Genomic DNA, 20,481 nt, shown 5'->3' with positions numbered 1-20,481 from the left:
CTGCACTCCCGCCTCTTCCTTGTTGAACGCCCTTGGAGACCAGATGGACGTCGCCACCGACCAGACGCCGGCCGGCCCCTTGCTCGCCTTGCGCGGCATCTCCAAGCGATTCACAGGAATCCGTGCGCTCGACCGGGTTGATCTCGATGTCCACGCGGGTGAGCTGCATGTGCTGTTCGGTGAGAACGGCGCCGGCAAATCGACCCTGATCAACGTGGTGTCAGGGACGTTTGCGTCCGACGAAGGCACGATGCATTTCGGCGGCGAGGAAGTCCGTCACCTCACACCGCAGCGGGCGCGCGCGATCGGCATCAGTCCGGTGTTCCAGGAATTCTCGCTGGTGCCGAGTCTCACGGTGGAAGAGAACCTGTTCCTCGGCCGCGAAGTCACAAGCGGCGGCGTATTGCATGCGCGCGAGATGCGCAAGCGCGCGACGGCGTTGATCGATGAGCTCGGCTTCGACCTTGATCCGTCCCAGCGGGTCGACGACCTCTCGCGTGCGCATCAGCAGATGGCGGAGATCGCCAAGGCCCTGCTCGGCCGCGTGCGCCTGCTGATCCTCGACGAGCCGACGGCATCGCTGACCGAGCGCGAGACCGGCCGGTTGTTCGAGCTGATCGCCCGGCTGAAGAACCAGGATGTCGGCCTGATCTACGTCTCGCACCGCATGCGCGAGATCCGCGCGCTCGCCGATCGCGTGACCATTCTGCGCGACGGTCGCCACATCCGCACCCTCGACGCCGCGACCTCGACCGACGGTGAGTTGGTCGAGCTGATGACCGGCCGCAAGATCGACCTGCTGTATCCGACGATCATGCACAAGCCGGACAAGGTCATGGTTGACGTCGAGAACCTGACACTGGCAGACGGCAGCGTGCGCGACGTCAACTTTCACGCCCGTGCCGGCGAGATCACCGGGATCGCCGGCCTCGTCGGCTGCGGCAAGTCCGAGCTGATCCGCGCCATCTACGGGATCGAGCCGATCGTCTCCGGCATGGTCCGGATCGACGGCCTGCCTTATGAATTCCCGGCGCCCCGGCGCAGCCTGAAGCATGGCATCGCCTACTTCCCTGCCAACCGGGTCGCCGAAGGTCTCGCGTTGTCGCGCCCGATCCGCGAGAACGCCTCGATGACCGTGCTCGACCTGCCGGCCTTCGCGCGCTTCGGCGTGCTGCGGCAGGCCGCGGAGCGTATCAAGATCCAGGGCGTCATGGAGGCGTTACAGCTCAGGCCGCCAAACATCGAGCGGACCGCAGGCGCGCTGTCCGGCGGCAACCGCCAGAAGGTGATGCTCGGCCGCGCGCTGACACGTGAGCTCACGGTGTTCCTGTTCGACGAGCCCAGCGTCGGGATCGACGTCGGCGCCAAGCTCGAGGTCTATGAATTCATGAAGCGTCTGGTCGAAGCCGGCGCCGCGGTGATCGTGGTGTCTTCGGAGCTGCCGGAGGTGTTGGCGCTGTCGAAGCGGCTCTACGTCATGCACCACGGCCGTATCGCCGCCGAACTCGCAGACGCCGAGAAGACCGAGCAGAACGTGCTGGCGAGCTTTTTCCGGGAGCATCTCGTGGCGGAGGTCGCATGAGCACGATCGTGACCGTCGGTGCGCCTCGCGGATCAATCAGCCTTCGCTCGATCGTAGGCCGGATCGGATTCCTGCCGGCACTGCTGGTCGCCCTCGTCGTCGGCATGTCGGCGGTCGATCCCCAGTTCTACGGCCTCATCAACATCCTCAACATCCTGCGCAACGCCTCGCTGCTGGCGATCGTCGCCTGCGGTCAGGCGCTGGTGATCGTCGCGGGCGGCTTTGACCTCTCGGTCGGCGCAGTCGTCGCGCTGGCGAGTGTGGTGACCGCCAAGACGATGGCAGCGACCGCGGCGGCATTCCCCGGCAACACCGCATTGATCATCGCAAGCGGCGTTGCCGCAGGCCTCGGCTCCGGACTGGTGGTGGGGCTCATCAACGGCTTCTGCGTCGCGAAGCTCAAGGTCTCAGGCTTTGTGGTGACCCTCGGCACGATGTCGGCAACCGCGGGCGTCGGTCTGATGATCACGAGCGGCATCCCGGTCTACGGCATGCCGGATGTCTTCGTGAAAGGATTTGGCCGCGCGCAGTTGTTCGGCCTGCCGACAGCGGTCTATGCCGCGCTTGCCGTCATTGCCGTGATGATGTTCGTGCAGCGGCGCACGCTGTTCGGTCGTTACGTCTATGCGATCGGCGGCAATGTCGATGCCGCCGTGGTCTCAGGCGTCTCGATCCAGCGCCACATCGTCGGTACCTATGTGATCTCAAGCGTGCTGGCCGCCCTGACCGGCATCCTGCTCACCGCACAGGTCGGCTCCGGCCAGGCGAGTTTCGGCGGCGACCGCATGATGCTGCAATCGATCGCCGCCGCCGTGATCGGCGGGGTCTCCTTGCGCGGTGGCGTCGGCCGCGTCGAGATCGTGGCAGTCAGCGCGCTGTTCCTCACCATCCTAGGCAATGCGCTCAACCTGCTGCATGTCGACTCCCGCCTGCAGCCGGTCTTCCTCGGCATCATCATGGTGGCCGCCGTGGCGCTGGACGAATTCAGCCGACGGAGCAAGGCCCGTGTCTGACCTGGAATTGTCGATGACGTCAGAGAGCACGATCCCCAAAAAGTCGTTTCCGACCGAGTGGCTCTGGCGCGCAGTGTTGCCGATCGCGCTGATTGCTCTCCTGCTCGGCTTTGCGGCTGTCGACCGCAGCGTGCTCTCGCCGGGCAATCTGCTCAACATCGCACAGCAAACCAGCTATCTCGCACTGTTTGCGATGGCGCAGACCGTGGTGATCCTCACCCGCGGCTTCGACCTCGCGCTGGGCCCCGCCGTCTCGATGGTCAGTGTCGGCACGGCGCTCGCCATGGCGGGTGCCACCGCCGCGGGCCATGATCCGTCCACCGTGCTGCTCGCTGGGCTCGGCGCCGGCTTCGGCCTCGGCATTGCCTGCGGCCTGTTCAACGGCATGGTCATCGCGCTGCTCGGCGTCAACCCCTTTGTTGCCACGCTTGGCAGCTACAACGTCGCGATCGGCGTCGCCACCACGCTCTCCGCCGGACGGCCGGTGCAAGGTGTGCCAGAATTGTTCTCGCAGCTGTTCTACGGCGGCAGTATTTTCGGCATCCCCGCCGCGATCTCCATCACGCTCGTCATTGGCCTCGTGCTGCATCTGATGCTGGGCCGCACGGTGTTCGGCCGCTCGCTGTACATCATCGGCACCAACCCGCGCGCGGCGGCAGTCGCGGGCCTGCCGGTCAAACGGATCCTGATCGCGACCTATGTGTTGTGCTCGACACTCGCTGCACTCGGCGCGATCATGATGACGGCGCGCACCGGATCGGGCGAACCGAACCTCGGCGGCTCCCTGTCACTTCAGGCGATCGCCGGCGCTGTCGTCGGCGGAACCAGCCTCGCCGGCGGACGAGGTGGTGTCGGCACCGCCGTGCTCGGCGCCCTGTTCGTCACCATCCTCTCCAACGGCATGAATCTCACCCGTATCGACGGCTACATCCAGATGGTCGTTCTGGGCGCGATCGTCATCATCGGCGTGCTGCTCGATCGCCTGCGACTGGAGCGACGCCAATGACAACTGGACCCCTCACGAAAGGCGGCGCGAGCGGAACGTTCTATGTGGCACCGTCGTTGGCCACGGCCCTCGACGCGCTGAATGACTACGGCGCGGACGGCGCTCCCTTTGCCGGCGGCACCTGGATCATGCGCGCGCCGATCCGGCATCAACAGCTCAAGGCCCGCTACGTCGCGATCGGGACAATTCCCGAACTGAGCGCGATCCGGATCGATGCCGATGCGATCGAGATCGGGGCCGCGGTCACGCACGCCGCGCTTGCCTCAGCCTTGGCAGACCTGCCTGAGCTCGCAGTCCTCACATCGGCCGCCGGCTCCTCTGCCAACCCCGCAATCCGTGCGATGGCAACGATCGGCGGCAATCTCTCGGCATCTGATTTCTCCGCAGCGGACTGCGTGCCCGCCCTGCTCTGTCTCGACGCCCAAGTCGAGATCGCAAGCAAGCACGGCCACGAACGCATGAGTCTCGACGCATTCCTGAAGCAGCGATCGACATTGGCCCTGGGCCGGCTGCTCACCAAGATCGTGGTGCCGCGATCACTGTGCAAGACCGCTCATGCACGCCTGCCGCTGCGCAAAGCGGGAGATTATCCGGTCGCCATCATCAGCCTCTCCTTGGACGCCGATGCGACCGCCCATGTTCGAAAGGCGCGGATCGCGGTCGGTTCGGTCGAGACTGTCGCACGCCGCTGGGAGCGGCTCGAGACTGAACTGCTTGGGCGCGTACTCGACCCCGCAAAGGCTGCGGATATCGCCGCCGGTCTTGCAGGTGAATTCACCGGCCGCGAGAGCGTCGAGGTTCCTCCCTGGTATCGCGCTAGCGTGCTGCCCGGTCTCGTCAGGCGCGCGACCGCCGCCGCTCTCGGCGCCTGAACGACATTGCAGGAGGTGACCATGACCCTGAACCTGACCGTCAACGGTAGTCGCCGCACCTCCGCGTCCGAGCCTGCGACGCCCCTGGTCGACATCCTGCGCGAGGAATTTCATCTCACCGGCGCCAAGCCGGTATGTCGCGAAGGCTTCTGCGGCGCCTGCATGGTGCTGATTGACGGCAAGCCAACCCCATCTTGCCTGATGCCGGCGGCGCTCGCCCAGGGTTGCGAGATCAGAACGGTCGAAGGCCTCGGCGCCGGCAACACACTGAACACGATCCAGCAAGCGCTCGAAGCCTGTGATGCGGTTCAGTGCGGCATGTGCTTCCCGGGCATGGTGGTGACGCTCACGCATCTTCTGACAACCGCGCCCAGCGCAACACGTGACGACATCCGTGCAGCGTTGAGCGGCAACATCTGCCGTTGCACCGGATATGAGCGCATCGTCGACGCCGCGCTGACCGCGCTCGCGAAGAAATAGAGGCTTGCCATGTCCGACGTCTCAGCCATCATGGATTTCCGCCGCCGCGATGCCCGCGACAAGCTGCGCGGCCGCACGCGCTACACCATGGACCGCTTTCTGCCCGGAATGCTGCATGCCGCGGTGCTGCGCGCCAAGGTGGCCTCGGGCCGCATTGTCCGCCTCGATACGTCGCGTGCCGCAGGCATGCCCGGCGTGCGCGCGATCGTCACCGCGGCCGATGCCCCCGGCAAGATCGGGATCGGCATCGCCGATCATCCGCTGTTTGCGCGCGACGTGATCCGCTACGACGGCGAGCCGCTGGCAGCCGTCGCCGCCGACACGCTGACCCAGGCTCAGGCCGCGCTCGCGGCGATCGATGTCGAGATCGCGCCACTGCCGGCCGTGCTCACGATGGAAGAGTCCCTCACACCGTCCGCGCCTCTGGTTCATCCCGATTGGCGCGAATACGAGGTGCTGTTCGAAGGTGGCGCACGCGAAGGCAACGTCGCCTGGGAGGCAACTGTTGTTCGGGGCGACGTCGACGCCGCTTTCGCGCGACCCGACGTCGAGATCGTCGAGAGCAGCTTTCGCGTCGGCCGCCAGAACCATGTCGCCTTCGAGCCGCGCGCAGTGGTGGCGAGCTACGAGGACGGTCGCTTCCATATCGAGACGTCGACCCAGGTTCCCTGGACCATCCGCAATGCGACGGCGCGCATCCTCGGTGTGGCACCATCGCAGGTGCGCGTGACGGTGCCGCCTGTCGGCGGCGCCTTCGGTCTCAAATTCGATCTCGCGATCGAGCCGTTCGCCGCCCTTCTCGCCCGCGCCAGCGGCCAGCCGGTGCGGCTGGTCAACTCGCGCGAGGAGGAGATGCTGACCTGCCTGTTCCGCGAGAACGCCGACATCCGTATCCGCTCGGCGGTGACGCGCGACGGCGAGATCGTCGGGCGCGAAGCCGTCGTCCTGATGGATTGCGGCGCCTATGGCGGCGAGCAAATCTTCCTGACCACGATGACCGCGCACACGCTCGGCGGAAACTACCGGCTCGGAACGACACGGCTGGTCACGCGCGCCGTCTACACCAATACCGCGCCGAACGGCGCTTTCCGCTGCTGCAATGGTGTCTATTGCACCTTCGCGCTGGAGCGGCACACCGACGAGATCGCAGCGCGGATCGGCATGGATCCGCTCGCCTTCCGTCGCCGCAACGTGCTCGGCGACGGCGATCTCGGCGCCACCGGCCAGGTGTTTGAAGGCAATGTGCTCGGCCCGATGCTCGACCGGATGGACACCTTGCGCGATGCAGCCGTGCCGCCCCGCAAACTGGCCGATGGCCGGCTGTTCGGCCGCGCCACCACAGTCGGCACCTGGTTCGTGTTCGTCGGCCCCTCGGCCGCGACCGTCAACATGAATGCCGACGGCACGGCCACGCTGGTGACATCGGGCGTCGAGATCGGCTCCGGCTCGATGATGCAAAGCCTTCCCCAGATCGTTGCGAGCACGCTCGGCCTCAAGCCCGACGACGTCGTGGTACGCGCCGCCGATACCGACTCCGCCGGCTACGATGTCGGCGTCGGCGGGGGCCGCACCACGGTGTCGCTCGGGGCCGCAAGCCTGTCGGCCGCGCAGGAGGTCAGGACCAAGCTACTGAAGGTCGCCTCCGACATGATCGAGGCAGCGCCGGAAGATCTCGTGATGCGCGAAGGGCGGATCGAAATCGCTGGCGCGCCCGGTTCGGGCCGCACCGTCGCCGAGGTCGCAGCCCGCGCACAGGCCACGCTTGGTCCGGTCGCCGGCACCGGCTCCTTCACCGGCGCCGGCGTGCCGGCGATGCCCGGCTGCGTGGCCGGCCACTTCATTGACGCGATCGACATCCCCGTCTTCGCAGTCCACGACTGCGACGTTGCAGTCGATCCGGAGACCGGCCACGTCGAGGTGCTGGCCTATCGCGTCGTCCAGGACGTCGGTCGCGCGCTCAATCCACGCGCGATCCAGGGCCAGATCCAGGGCGGCGTGGTGCAAGGGCTCGGCTATGCCCTGCACGAGGAAGTCACGATCGGCGCCGACGGCCGGGTCTGCCAGACCGGCTTCGAGACCTACCGCGTGCCGCTGGCGCTGGATGTCGTGCCGGTCGAGATCAGCCTCTACGAAGGCGCACCATCGATCGGCCCGCTCGGCACCAAGGGTGCCGGCGAGGTGCCGATCCTGAACGTCGGCGCGGCCATCGCCTGCGCCGTGGCCAACGCGACCGGAAAGCGTGTCCAGGAACTGCCGTTGACGCCGCCGCGGGTGCTCGAACTGCTGCTCGACCGCAAGGGCGCGCTCAGCCTCCCTCACATCGCCGAGGCCTGGGCCGACAATCTGGTGCGACCGCACGGCACGGCTGCACAGAATTGAAAGTGACGCATTTTGGCCATTGAAACCATCAAGCCCGCCGCGTCGTTCGATCCAGTCACCCACGAAATCATCCAGGGCAAGCTGCTGTCCGTCGTCGACGAAATGGCAATCGTGATGACCAAGACCAGCATGAGCCCCGTGATCTACGAGGTGCTGGATTTCGCATGCGGCATCTGCAATGCGCACGGCGAGCTCATCGCCCAGACCAACGGAATCACACTGTTTACCGGAACGTTCGGCGCACAGATCCGGAGCGTCATCGACCGGTTCGGCACGTCGATTTTTCCAGGCGATGTCATCGTCACCAACGACCCTTTCCGCGGCGGCACGCATGCCTGTGATTTCGCGATCGTACGCCCGGTGTTCGCCGAAGACCGACTGATCGCGTTTGCCATCAATGTCGCGCATTGGCTGGACGTCGGCGGCGCAATTCCGGGAAGCCTGCCGCCCGATGCGACCTCCATCTTTCAGGAAGGACTGCGGCTGCCCTGCGTGAAGATCGCCGAAAGGGATGAATTGGTCGAAAGCATCGTGGAAATCATCCGCGAGAACGTCCGGCTTCCCGACATGGCCATCGGCGACCTCCATGCCCAACTCGCGACCGTTCGAATCGCCGATCTGCGGCTGCAGGAGGTGGTCGGCCGATACGGTGCCGACACGCTGCTCGCTTCGTTTGATCAACTGCTGCGAGACTCCGAGAACCGAGCCAGTGAAATCATCCGGTCGCTGCCGGATGGCGAGTACATCGCCACCGACGTGATCGATGGCGACGGCGTCAATCCGCTTCCCATCGAAGTCAGGGTTGCGGTTCGTATCGCCGGCGACAGCATCGAGGTCGACTTCACCGGTTGTCCCCCGGCGTGCGCTGGTCCGATCAATTGCGCCCGCGGCGCGCTGCACTCCGCAGTGAAGACCGTCTTCAAAGCCCTGGTCGCACCCTACGAGCCCTCGAACGAGGGCTGGTTTCGCCCACTGTCGATCCTGGCCCCGCAAGGCACGCTCTTTACCGCCGAGCGGCCGTCTCCCACTGGCTGGTACTATGAAGGGTCGGTGCATGCCTCCGAGCTGGTCTGGAAGGCGCTGGCGCCGATCTTGCCCGAACGATTTTCTGCCGGCTCCTATACCAGCCTCTGCGTCACCTACATCGCCGGACATGACGAAGCCGGCGAGTTGTTCGTCCATATCGAACCCGAGCATGGCGGCTGGGGCGCCTGTCACGACGGCGATGGCGCCAATGCGCTGATCGCGCTGACCGACGGCGATACCTACAACTATTCCATCGAACTCATCGAAGCCAAGTTTCCGCTGCTGGTCGAGCGCTACGGCCTCAATGTCGAGGGCGGCGTCGGTGCCGGTCGATTTCGTGGCGGATATGGTTTGGTAAGGGAGTACCGGGTGCTGGCCGAGCGCGCCGAGGTCTATTGCGGTTTTGGACGGACGATCACGCCGCCTTGGCCGATGGATGGCGGCGAGTGCGGATCGGTCAACTACCTTGAAATCGTGAAGGCCGATGGGAACGCGTTGAAGCTCGGTCGATCGCCGGCGAGGCCGGTTGCCCGAGGCGACCGTGTCAAGATCGTGACAGGCGGCGGCGGCGGTTGGGGAGCGCCCTCGGACCGGGCCCCCGCAGCAGTGACCGCCGATATCGAGAGCGGGCTGATCTCCCGAGAGGATGCACAGCGCATTTACGGAAGACAACAATAGCGCTTACCAGGAGTGCATCTGCATGATTCGCGTTGCCACGGATGTCGGCGGCACCTTTACCGACCTGATTGCATATGATGACACCAGCGGCGCCGTCGTCTTCTCGAAAAGCCTGACAACCGTCGATGACCAGTCGGTCGGGGTACTCGACGCGATCGCCATGGCCGAGCAATCCGGATTGGGCGTCGATGACATCGGCTTCTTCGTGCATGGCGGCACCACCGTCATCAACGCCATAACCGAGCGCAAAGGCGTCAAGACCGCGCTGGTTACGACGGCTGGTTTCCGTGACGTGCTTGAGATCGGCAGGGGCAACCGACCCGATCTGTATAATTTGCGCACCAGGACTCCGGCACCCTTCGTACCGCGTCACCTGCGGTTCGAGGTGAGAGAACGCATGAGCGCTTCGGGCCAGGTCCTGCACGCCCTGGACGAGGAAGACGTCGCGCGCTGCGCCCGGCAATGCCGCGAGCAGCACGTTGTCGCCGTCGCGATCATCTTTCTTCACAGCTACGCGAATCCAGCTCACGAGCAGCAATGCGCGGAACTGCTGCGCAAGGAGCTGCGTGGGATATCGGTTTGTGCGAGTCACGAAATTTCACGGCAATGGCGCGAATACGAGCGATCGAACACGGTCGCGCTCAATGCCTATGTTCAGCCCATCATCAGAAATTATTTCGACAATCTCGACGCCGCACTGCACAGGAAGAGGATCAGTTGCGCCTACTATGCGATGCAATCGAACGGCGGCATCGCAAGCTTCGAGCAGGCGGTAACAGCTCCCCTCACGCTGGTCGAATCCGGCCCCTCCGGCGGCGTGGCTGGCGCGGCGCGCATTGGATCGGAAATCGGCGAAACCGACGTTCTGTACCTGGACGTCGGCGGCACGACCGCGAAATGCTCCCTGATCAAGGCGGGACAGCCGAAGGTCGACGCAGAATATCGCCTCGAGAAGACACGAAGCTCACCTGGTTACACGATTCAAGTCCCGGTCGTTGATATCGTAGAGGTTGGCGCCGGCGGGGGCTCGCTGGCCTGGCTTGACCCGAGCGGCAGGCTGCGGGTCGGCCCTCAGAGTGCGGGATCCAACCCAGGGCCAGCCTGTTACGGCAGAGGTGGCGTCGACCCGACGGTGACGGATGCCAAGCTCACCCTCGGAATTCTGGACCCGCTCACCTTCGCCGACGGCCGCATGCCGCTCGATGTCGATCGGGCGCGTGCGGCGATCGCCCGTGTTTCCCTGCCGATGAAGCTCTCCGTCGAACAGGCCGCGCTGGCGATCGTCAGGGTGGCCGAGGAATCCATGAGCAACGCGCTGAAGTTGATCACGATACAGCGGGGGCACGATCCGCGCGACCTCGTGTTGATCGTGTCCGGAGGCGCGGGACCGTTGCTGGCTGCCAGCCTCGGGCGAGAACTGAACGTCAAGCGGACCGTGATTCCCACGCATCCCGGTATTTTTTCGGCCTGGGGGATGCTTGCCGCGAGGCCGCGCGCCGATATCAGGCGTACGGTGCTGAAACCGGTCAGCGAGGGCGAAATGAATTCGATCTCGCAATTGTTTGCGGAGCTCGAACAGGAGGCCACCGAATATTTCGCCGGGACCGACACAGCGAGATTGAAATTCCATCGCCGTGCCGAGATGCGATATCGCGGTCAGGAGCACAGCGTCTCCGTGGCTATTTCCGGCGGTACCACCAGGGAATTGTTATCCGACTTCCATACCGCCCATCAGAAGGCATTTTCGTTTGCGATAATGACGGCAACAGTCGAGATCACGATGCTTCATTTGCAGACCGAGGTGCTTAGCGAAGTGATCGGCCTGCCGAATATCCAGAGCGACGAGCGCAACACGCTTGAGAACGCCCTCAAGGGCCGACGCTTGGTTTTCCTTGCAAGGGAAAACGGTTGGGTCGCTTGCAGCGTTTATGATCGAAACCGGCTTCCGATCGGATCGTTGATTCCGGGCCCCGCACTCGTCGAAGAACCCACAACGACGACGTTCGTGCCGTCCGACCAGGCTTTCACGCGCGACGAGACGGGTCAGCTCGTCATCTGGGGCGAAACATCGATGACGAGGTCGGAAGGTGAAGCAGCCTGACAGGTCAGATAATGCCCTCATTCTTAGGTGGCTCGTGCGAACCAATGAGCATCCACTGGCTCAATTTGGCTCGGGACGTCGCAAGTTGACGAAATTGAGCCAAGTGATAATTTTTGAATGCGCCCGGCAGCACGGCCAATTGAACCGGGCGCCGAAACAAAGGCGTGAGGGGCAGGTCCGTAGTTTCACGGATTTGCGCGCTCCTCCGGTATTTCCTAGCCAGCACGCGCTAATAGAGAGATCTGCTGACGGCGCATCACCGCAATGAAGCCGCGTTAAGGGGGAGTGCGAAGCAGCGAACGGGTCTCCCTCGGCTCGGGTCGGCACGCATGGTTTACCGAGATGATCCTTCCTTCGATTTTGGGCGCAGGCTGGGCCCATGGTCTGCAGGTCCTGTGTGACGACGAAGGAATTCTGCTGTGCCGTGCCTCTCGTGACGGCATCGATGGTGAGCCGAAGACCGTGCTGGCCGTTCTCCCGACAGCTGAGCATCCAAGTCCGCAGAGCCTCGATCGCCTCGCTCATGAGTTCGGGTTGATGAACGAGCTGGACGGCGCGTGGGCAGCGAAGCCACTGGAACTTCTAAGGGATGGCCGGACCATTCTTGTTCTTGAGGATTTCGGCGGCGAGCCGCTCACCAGGCTGTTGGACGCGCCCATGGAGATGGGGGACTTCCTGTCCATAGCTGTTCAAATTGCAGCAGCATTGGGCAAGGTCCATCAGCACGGTCTCGTGCACAAGGATATCAAACCAGCCCACATCCTGGTGAATCGCACCAAAAAGAACGTGCGGCTCACCGGCTTTGGCTTTGCCTCGCGTCGGCCGCGCGAGCGACAATCTTCAGCACCTCCTGAATCCATCGCCGGCACGCTGGCCTATATGGCGCCCGAGCAGACCGGGCGCATGAACCGGTCGATCGACTCCCGCAGCGACCTGTACTCGCTCGGGGTCACGCTCTATCAGATGCTCACCGGCTCCCTCCCCTTCGCCGCGACCGATCCGATGGAGTGGGTGCACTGCCATATCGCCAGAAAGCCAACACCGCCAAGCGACAGATTGGCAGACGTCCCGCCCGCAGTGTCGCGGATCGTCATGAAGCTGCTCGCCAAGATGGCGGAGGAGCGATATCAAACTGCGGCCGGCGCCGAGCGAGACCTGCAGCGCTGTCTCGCTGAATGGGAGCGTCAGCGCCGCATCGATGATTTCCCGCTCGGGCAGCACGACGCGCCCGACCGGCTGCTGATCTCCGAGAAACTGTACGGGAGGTCGCACCAGGTCGAGACCCTGCTCGCCTCCTTCGGCCGCATCGGCGAAAGCGGCGTGCCGGAATTGGTGCTGGTCTCGGGATATTCTGGCATCGGAAAATCCTCGGTCGTCAATGAACTGCACAAGGTGCAGGTTCCCTCACGCGGCCTGTTCGCATCAGGCAAATTCGACCAGCACAAGCGCGATGTCCCCTACGCGACGCTGGCACAGGCGTTCCAGAGTCTCGTTCGACCGCTGCTTGGTAAAAGCGATGCTGAGCTAGGCGGGTGGCACCGCGCCTTTGTGGAGGCGCTCGGCCCCAATGCACAGCTGATGGTCGACCTGATCCCCGAGCTCGAGCTGATTATCGGCAAACAGCCGCCGGCTCCGGAGCTTCCACCGCAGCAGGCGCAAGGCCGATTTCAGGAGGTGCTGAAGCGGTTCATCGGCGTCTTCGCCCGCCCCGAGCATCCGCTGGTGCTGTTCCTCGACGATCTCCAATGGCTCGATGCCGCGACACTCGACCTGCTCGAGGATCTTTTGACGCGGTCGGATCTGAGGCACCTGATGTTGATCGGTGCCTATCGGGACAACGAGGTCAATGCCGCTCATCCCCTGACGCGTATGCTCGACGTCATCAGGACGGCGGGCGGAATGGTCACGCAGATCACGCTTGCGCCGCTCGGCCGCGAGCACCTCGGGCAGTTGCTCGCAGACGCGCTTCGCTGCGAGCCGGAGCAGGCGGCACCGTTCACGCTGATGGTGCTCGAGAAGACCGGCGGCAATCCATTTTTCGCCATTCAGTTCATGTTCTCGCTGGCCGAAGAAGGACTGCTCGCCTTCGACCACGACGCGGCACGCTGGTCCTGGGACCTCGATCGCATTCATGCCAAGCGATACACCGATAACGTCGTCGACCTCATGCTCGGGAAGCTCGCGCGCCTGCCGGCCGCGACACGGACCGCCCTGCAGCAGATGGCCTGTTTCGGAAACATCGCCGAGACGTCGATGCTGTCGATCGTGCTCGGCATTCCCGAGGGGCAGGTCCACGCCGCCCTGTGGCCCTCGGTTCGTCAGGAACTGGTCGAGCCCCACGCCGGCGCCTATCGGTTCGTCCACGACCGCTTCCAGGAGGCGGCTTACGCGCTGATCCCCGAGGACGAACGGCCCGCGGCCCATCTGCGGATCGGCCGGCTGCTCGAAGCGCGGACCGCACCGGAGGCGATCGAGGAAAATGTCTTTGAAATCGTGAGCCAGCTCAATCGCGGTGCAGCCTTGATCACCGATGCGAAGGAGCGGGAGAAATTGGCCGAGCTGAACCTGGTGGCCGGCCGGCGCGCCAAGGCGGCAACGGCCTTCGCCATGGCGCTCGCCCACTTCAGCGCCGGTGAGGCGATGCTGGCCGAAGACCGTTGGGAGCGGACTTACACGCTTAGCTTCGCGCTGGCCTCGCAACGTGCGGAGTGCGAATTCTTGACCGGCGAGCACGCCGCCGCGAAAGCCCGCCTCGCCGAACTGGCGGGCCGCGCCGCTACCCTTCCCGACCTGGCCGCCGTCACGCGACTGCAGATGGAACCAAACGACCGCGACGTCGAAATCGGCCTCGCCTATCTGCGCCGTGTGGGCATCGCATGGCCGGCGCAGCCAACGTCGCAGGAAGTCGCGCAGGAATATGAGCGGATGTGGCAGCACATCGGCGAGCGCAAGGTCGAGGCGCTGCTGGATCTGCCCCGGATGACCGACCCGATCGCGCGCGGCACTATGGACGTCCTCACCGTGCTGGTGTCGCCCGCCTGGTTCATCGACGAGAACCTGCGTCGTCTCATCATTGCGCGCATGACGAATTTGAGCCTGGAGTTCGGCAATTCCGATGCGTCGTGTCTCGCCTATATCTTGCTCGGCACCGTGCTTGGGCCCGACTTCGGCGATTACGAGGCAGGCTACCGCTTCACCCAGCTCGGCCTGGACCTGGTCGAAAGATACGGATTGGACCGCTTCAAATCGCGCGTCTATCTCGGCTTCGGCAGCTGGACACGGCATATCCGGACCGGGAGGCCGCTGCTGCGGCGAGCCTTCGACGCAGCGCAACAGGAGGGCGACTTCAACTATGCGGCCTTTAGCCGCCACCACCTCATGACGCATCTTCTCGCCTGCGGCGATCCGCTCGCCGAGGTGCAGCGGGAGGCCGAGGCCGGGATCGCGTTCGCGCGGCGGGCGCGGGTTGATCTCGCGGTGGACCGGATCGCCGGGCAGCTCCAGCTGGTCCGGACGCTGCGCGGCTTGACGCCGAAATTCGGCAGCTTCGACGACGCCGATTTCAGCGAGGCGCCGTTCGAACGTCGCCTGGAGGCCGACCCGCAACTGGTGCATGCCGGCTACTGGTACTGGATCCGCAAGCTGCAGGCGCGCGTCCTTGCCGACGATCCGGCTGCCATCGCGGCAGCAGCGAAGGCGGAAGGGCTGCTATGGACGTCGAAGGCGCTGTTCGAGCGGGCGGAGCTGCACTTCTATGCCGCCCTGGCGCGGGCAGCCCACGCCGATTCAGCGTCGGCCGAGGAGCGCGCCATACGTCTCGAAGCTATCGCACCCCACCACAATCAGCTTCAGCAATGGGCGAGCATTTGCCCGGAAGATTTCGCCGATCGCGCCGCGCTCGTCGAGGCTGAGATCGCGCGTATCGCGGGACGTGAGCTCGATGCCATGCGCTGTTACGATCAGGCTATCGGCGCGGCGCACGCGAACGGCTTTGTCCACAACGAGGCCATCGCCAACGAACTCGCCGGGCGGTTCTATGTCGCACGAGGGTTCGAGAAGATCGCTTATGCCTATCTGCGCGACGCGCATTATGGATATCTCCGTTGGGGCGCTGATGCCAAGGTGAGGCAGCTCGAGCGGCTCTACCCGCGACTGCAAGTGGTGGAAGACGATCGCACCGCCGCGAAGGCGAGCGGCTCGGTCCGGCAACTGGACGTCACGACCGTGGTCAAGGCGTCACAGGCTGTATCGAGCGAGATCGAGTTGCCGAAACTCATCGAGTCATTGATGAAGATCGCGCTGCAAAACGCCGGCGCGGAACGCGGCCTGCTGATCCTGCCACGCCACGACGACTTCCGAATCGAGGCGGAGGCCCAGGCAAGCGTCGAAGAGTTCACGCTCGCGATGCGTGAGGCTCCCGTCTCCGGTCCCGATTGTCCGGAGGCGCTGCTGCGCTATGTCATTCGCACGCAAAAGCCCGTCATCATCGATGACGCATCGCGGCCCGATCCGCTCTGCGACGCCGAGTATGTGAATCGCCGGCATCCCAGATCGATCCTCTGCCTGCCATTGATCAAGCAGGCCAAGCTGACCGGGTTGCTCTATTTCGAGAATAGCCTGACCACCCACGCTTTCACTCCCGACCGTGTCGCGGTACTGGAAATGCTGGCAGCGCAAGCGGCGATTTCGCTTGAGAATACCCTGCTCTACCGGGACCTGCAGGAACGCGAAGCCCGGATCCGACGCCTCGTCGATTCCAACATCATCGGAATCCTGTTCTGGGATGCAGCCGGTAACATCAGCTACGTCAACGAGGCCTTCCTGAGCATGACTGGCTACTCCAGGGAGGAACTGGTCTCCGGAGCGGTCAGCTGGAAGGACATGACGCCGTCGGACTACGAAATGGACGACACACAGCGGCTCGATCAACTTCGCCTGTCGGGGGAGCTCGCACCCCGCGAGAAGGAGTTTTTCAGAAAGGACGGTAGCCGGCTTCCCGTGCTCATCGGCTCAGCCGCGGTGGCGGGATCCCCTGATCAAAGCATCTCCTTCGTGCTCGATCTGACAGAACGCAAGCGGGCGGAAGCCGAAGCGCGCGAGAGTGAGCGGCGTTATCAGGAAATGCAGATTGAACTGGCGCACGCGAACCGGGTCGCAACCATGGGCCAGCTCACCTCATCGATCGCCCATGAGGTCAGCCAACCGATCAGCGCTGCTGCCATTAGCGCCGGCGCGGCCTTGAACTGGCTCCGCAGGAGCCCGCCTGCTCTCGAGGAAGTGCGAGCTTCACTAGAGGCCATCGTCAACAATGCGCATCGCAGCGGCGAAGTGATTAGCCAACTTCGTGCACTGTACAGGAAGGCGCCGCCGCGCAAGGGGCGCGTCGATTTCAATGAGGCGATCGAACAGGTGATTGTCTTGACCGGTAGTGAGGCGCTCAAAAACGGGATCTCGGTGAAGACGCAGCTTGCGGACGGTTTACCGCTCATCGAGGGCGATCGCGTGCAGCTACAGCAGGTTCTGCTTAACCTCGTTGTCAACGCGATCCAGGCCATGGCCACCATGGCTGACGGGGCGCGGGATCTGCTCATTACCACCGGCGCGGCCGAACCGGACTCCGTGCTGGTGCGGGTTGCCGATTCCGGGCCCGGACTCGATCCACAAATGCTCGAAAATGTTTTCGATGCCTATTTCACCACCAAGCCTCACGGTATGGGCATGGGTCTGGCCATCTGTCGTTCAATCATCGATGCACACAGCGGACGCCTGTGGGCGAGCGCCAACCAGCCGTGCGGCGTCGTCTTTCAGTTCACATTACCGGTGAATCCGCAGAGCGAAATCTGACGAGTCTGGGAAAGCGCAAACACGCTGGACGGAACGGTGATTTCGTGGACGGCCGCTAGAGACTTGTCGGTCAACCCGGGGACAAGTGAACCACGTTCCATGATGCCGGCTTCAGCGTCGCGCGCATCCGCGCGCCGTCGATGGTCACGCCCTGCAACGGCTCCGGCTTCACGCGCTCGGTTGCGTCACTTGTGTTGGTCGCCTGGAGATCGTCGTGGCGCAACTCAAGCGCCTCGCTGACTGCGAGCGGGCCAAAACCCCGCGCCTCGAAGCCCACCTCCATCTCCTGCGTCTGGTCGCGGTTGAGCATGAAGAGGGAAAGAGTGCCGGCTTCTCCTGCAACCGCCGCGATCTTGAGATACGGCACGTTTGGCACCGGAAAGCTGAAATCGTTGGTGCCACGGGGATCGTAATAGAAAGTATCGTATGTATCCGACTCGACCAGGGTGCGCAGCACCTTGCCACGTCCGAGGCGGCTCATCTGCGCGAACGGAAAGAAAATCGTCTGGCGCCACGCGGCGCCGCCCGTTTCGGTCATGATCGGCGCGATGGCGTTGACGAGCTGCGCAAGACAGGCCGCTCTCACCCGATCGGCGTGATTGAGCAGCGAGATGCAGGCGCCGCCGAAGGCGAGCGCGTCCTGCATGGTGTAGATTTCCTCCAGGATCGGCGGCGCCACCGGCCACCCTTCCTTGACCCGATCGGCCCGATTGCGGCGGGTTCGATACCAGACATTCCATTCGTCGAAGCTCAGCATCATGCGCTTGTGGGAGCGCCGCTTCGCCGCCACCGCGTCCGCCAGCGCAACAACCTCGTCGATGAAGCGATCCATCAAGTCGGGGCTGGCGAGAAACGATGCCGTATCCTGTCCGTAATTGTTCAGATAGGTGTGGAGCGAAATGTACTCGGCGTGATCGAACGTGTGCTCGATCACCGTGTCTTCCCACTGGCCGAACGTCGGCATGTTTCGTCCGGACGAACCGCACGCCGCAAGCTCGATCGTCGGATCCACCCACCGCATCATCTTGGCGGCTTCGCGCGCGATCGCGCCATAGGCGTCGGCGCTCTTGTGCTCCATCTGCCATGGACCGTCCATTTCGTTGCCCAGGCACCAGAACCTGACATTGTGCGGCTTCTCCCAGCCATGGGCACGACGCAGATCCGACCACGCCGTTCCGCCCGGATGATTGCAATATTCAACCAGGTTGCGCGCGGCGTCCCCGCCCCTCGTGCCGAGATTGACCGCCAGCATCGGCTCGACCCCGGCGGCCTTGCACCAGTCCATGAATTCATTGGTGCCGAAACTATTCGGCTCGGTGCTGAACCAGGCGAGGTCGAGACGCGTCGGGCGCTTATCCACCGGGCCGACGCCGTCCTCCCAATTATATCCGGAAACAAAATTACCGCCGGGATAGCGGATGATGGTCGGGCCGAGTTCCTTGACCAGGGCCAGCACGTCGCCGCGAAAGCCGTCCTTGTCCGCAGTGGGATGGCCGGGTTCGTAAATGCCGCCATAGACACAGCGTCCCAGGTGCTCGACGAAGGCTCCGAACAAGCGCGGGTCCGTGTGGCCGATGGCGAAATCGCGGTCCATCAGAACGGTTGCTTTTCTCATATTCGCCTCTCAGGTGCCCCGGAGCTTGTGAGGTGGGTCATGCTGACTTGACTTAAAGGCCTGCTGCGACGTCAGGCAATAGCGCGGCCTCGCGCAACTGACGGGAATAGGGATGCTGCGGCGCATTCAACACAGTTCTTGCGTCGCCGCTTTCGACGACGCTGCCCTTCTGCATGATCATGATGCGGTCGCTGACATAATAGGCGGTCGCCAGATCATGGGTGACATAGATGATGGAAATACCGAGGTCATCACGCAACGTCTTGAACAGGTTGACGATGGATATGCGCAAGGACGCATCGATCATGGACACCGGCTCGTCGGCCACGATCAGCTTCGGGTTGGCGAGCAGCGCGCGGGCGATCGCGACCCGCTGAAGCTGTCCGCCGGAGAGCTCGTGCGGGTATCGATGACTCACCTCCTTCAGCGACAATCCGACCTTGTGCAGCGCCTCGTCAACGGCCATCTCGGGGGTGATCCGACCATCGGATGCGATGAAGCGGCGATGCGTCATGAACAGATAGCGATCGAGCCGCTTCAGCGGGTTGAAGGAGTCAAATGGATTCTGGAAGATCGGCTGCACCTTGTGCATGAAGGCCAGGCGGTCGGCGCCGGTGCGGAGCGTCGCAAGGTCGACACCGTCGAACAGCAATTTGCCGCTGGTCGGTATCTCAATATTGAGGATCATGCGCGAGAGCGTAGTCTTGCCGCTGCCGGATTCGCCGACGATCGCAAAAATCTCGGGCCGCGCTGCGTCGAGCTGCAAGCTCACGTCCTTGACCGCGGCAATTCGCTGGCCCGACAGCAATCCTCCGCGGGTGAAGGTCTTGCTGACCTGGCAAACATCGAGCAGCAGGTCGCTCATGCCGCCTCGCTCCGGTTGACGGCAAAGCAGGCGATACGATGCCCAGGCGCGGTCTCCAGCGTGGCGGGGACCTTGTGCCTGCAAATCTCCATCGCCAGCGGGCAGCGCGGATGGAAGCGGCACCCCGGAGGCGGATCGGCGAGATTTGGCGGCGCGCCTTCTAGTCCCTTGCGGGGGACGTCATCGCCGATGCGTGGCAGGCTGGAAATGAGATGCCTGGTGTAAGGGTGCAGCGGATTGCGGAAGATCTCCACCGTTGCGGCCTCTTCGATCAGGCGGCCGGCATACATGATGCCGAGACGGTCGGTCACCTGTGCATGAACGCCGAGATCATGGCTGACCAACACGACCGACGAGCCGATCTCGCGTCGGATGCCGCTGATCATGGCGAGCACCTCCTTCTGCACCACGACATCGAGCGCGGTCGTGGGTTCGTCAGCAAGGATGACGTCGGGTCGGCAGATGGTGGCGAGCGCAATGGTGGCGCGTTGCCGCATGCCGCCGGACAGCTCATGCGGATAGGCCGCCAGCACCGAGGGGTCGAGCTTGAGTCGCGCCAGGTGGGCGACCACGTCCTGCTCGAATTGCTTGCGGCTCTCGCCGATATGCGGATACGCGAAGTCGACAAAGGCTGACCGGAGCCGACGCACCGGGTTCAAGACGTTCATCGAACCCTGCATGATGTAGGACAAATGCCGCCAGCGAATCCGCGCCACTTCGGCCGCCGGTGCGCGGCGCAGTCCGCCATAGCCGGGCAGGAAGGCGAAATCCACGCGGCCGCCGACCACATCCAGCGGCGGCTTGACCGCCCCCGCGATCGTCCTGACCAGCGTGGTCTTGCCGGAGCTGGACTCGCCGGCAAGCCCGTAGATCTCTCCGCGGCGGACCGCGAAGCTGACACCGTCGACCGCCTTGACGTCGCGCTTGACGCCGAAACGATCGGTCCGGAAATGCGCTTGCAGGTCGCGCACCGACAGGATCGGCTGCGCGTCGTCGGGCAGTTCTCCCGGCATCGTCTCG

12 protein-coding genes are annotated in these 20,481 nt (G+C 64.0%); 9 read left to right on the top strand and 3 right to left on the bottom strand.

The annotated features are described in order from the left end of the window. The first annotated feature begins 43 nt into the window (after nt 1–43). The 9 genes from JQ604_RS07105 (at nt 44) to JQ604_RS07065 (ending at nt 16,981) form a co-directional block, all read left to right on the top strand. Nucleotides 44–1,582 carry a sugar ABC transporter ATP-binding protein gene (locus tag JQ604_RS07105; protein WP_212354772.1) on the top strand — a complete coding sequence of 513 codons (1,539 nt, stop codon included), beginning with the start codon at nt 44–46 and terminating at the stop codon, nt 1,580–1,582. Continuing rightward, a complete protein-coding gene (locus JQ604_RS07100; RefSeq protein WP_212354770.1) occupies nt 1,579–2,595 on the top strand; it encodes an ABC transporter permease in 1,017 nt (338 codons plus the stop codon). Before JQ604_RS07105 ends, JQ604_RS07100 begins: the two co-directional genes overlap by 4 nt. 13 nt (nt 2,596–2,608) lie before the next feature. Continuing rightward, the gene (locus JQ604_RS07095) at nt 2,609–3,601 is read left to right on the top strand and encodes an ABC transporter permease (protein ID WP_249158092.1); all 993 of its coding nucleotides are present in this window, start codon (nt 2,609–2,611) and stop codon (nt 3,599–3,601) included. Beyond that, a complete protein-coding gene (locus JQ604_RS07090) occupies nt 3,598–4,473 on the top strand; it encodes an FAD binding domain-containing protein (RefSeq protein ID WP_212354766.1) in 876 nt (291 codons plus the stop codon). The genes JQ604_RS07095 and JQ604_RS07090 overlap by 4 nt, the downstream gene beginning before the upstream one ends. 21 nt (nt 4,474–4,494) lie before the next feature. Next, nucleotides 4,495–4,953 carry a (2Fe-2S)-binding protein gene (locus JQ604_RS07085; protein WP_212354764.1) on the top strand — a complete coding sequence of 153 codons (459 nt, stop codon included), beginning with the start codon at nt 4,495–4,497 and terminating at the stop codon, nt 4,951–4,953. A 9-nt stretch (nt 4,954–4,962) separates the two neighbouring features. Next, on the top strand, nt 4,963–7,332 hold the full coding sequence (locus tag JQ604_RS07080; RefSeq protein WP_212354762.1) for a xanthine dehydrogenase family protein molybdopterin-binding subunit: 2,370 nt from the start codon (nt 4,963–4,965) through the stop codon (nt 7,330–7,332). 12 nt (nt 7,333–7,344) lie between these two features. Then, entirely contained in the window at nt 7,345–9,036 is a 1,692-nt protein-coding gene (locus JQ604_RS07075) for a hydantoinase B/oxoprolinase family protein (protein WP_249158090.1), read from the top strand. A gap of 22 nt (nt 9,037–9,058) precedes the next feature. Beyond that, nucleotides 9,059–11,137, top strand: a complete 2,079-nt coding sequence (locus JQ604_RS07070; protein ID WP_212354760.1) for a hydantoinase/oxoprolinase family protein — start codon at nt 9,059–9,061, stop codon at nt 11,135–11,137. A 342-nt stretch (nt 11,138–11,479) separates the two neighbouring features. Next, nucleotides 11,480–16,981 (top strand): ATP-binding sensor histidine kinase, encoded by a 5,502-nt coding sequence (locus JQ604_RS07065; protein ID WP_249158089.1) that lies wholly within the window; start codon nt 11,480–11,482, stop codon nt 16,979–16,981. Nucleotides 16,982–17,051: 70 nt separating this feature from the next. On the opposite strand, the gene JQ604_RS07060 is transcribed toward JQ604_RS07065, so the two are convergent. Genes JQ604_RS07060 through JQ604_RS07050 form a run of 3 tightly spaced genes read right to left on the bottom strand, consistent with a single transcriptional unit; the run spans nt 17,052 to nt 20,474 of the window. Next, nucleotides 17,052–18,596, bottom strand: coding sequence for an alpha-N-arabinofuranosidase (locus JQ604_RS07060; RefSeq protein ID WP_212354758.1), 1,545 nt, complete (start codon nt 18,594–18,596; stop codon nt 17,052–17,054). Nucleotides 18,597–18,648: 52 nt separating this feature from the next. Continuing rightward, nucleotides 18,649–19,461 (bottom strand): ABC transporter ATP-binding protein, encoded by an 813-nt coding sequence (locus tag JQ604_RS07055; protein ID WP_212354756.1) that lies wholly within the window; start codon nt 19,459–19,461, stop codon nt 18,649–18,651. Next, nucleotides 19,458–20,474: an ABC transporter ATP-binding protein gene (locus tag JQ604_RS07050; protein WP_212355229.1), complete on the bottom strand. Its 1,017-nt coding sequence runs from the start codon at nt 20,472–20,474 to the stop codon at nt 19,458–19,460. The genes JQ604_RS07055 and JQ604_RS07050 overlap by 4 nt, the downstream gene beginning before the upstream one ends. Nucleotides 20,475–20,481 lie beyond the last annotated feature (7 nt).

This window comes from Bradyrhizobium jicamae, assembly GCF_018130695.1.
GTDB classification, from domain to species: Bacteria; Pseudomonadota; Alphaproteobacteria; order Rhizobiales; family Xanthobacteraceae; genus Bradyrhizobium; species Bradyrhizobium jicamae_B.
The sequence above is the reverse complement of the archived record's forward strand: the minus strand, read 5'-3'. Positions and strand labels throughout refer to the sequence as shown.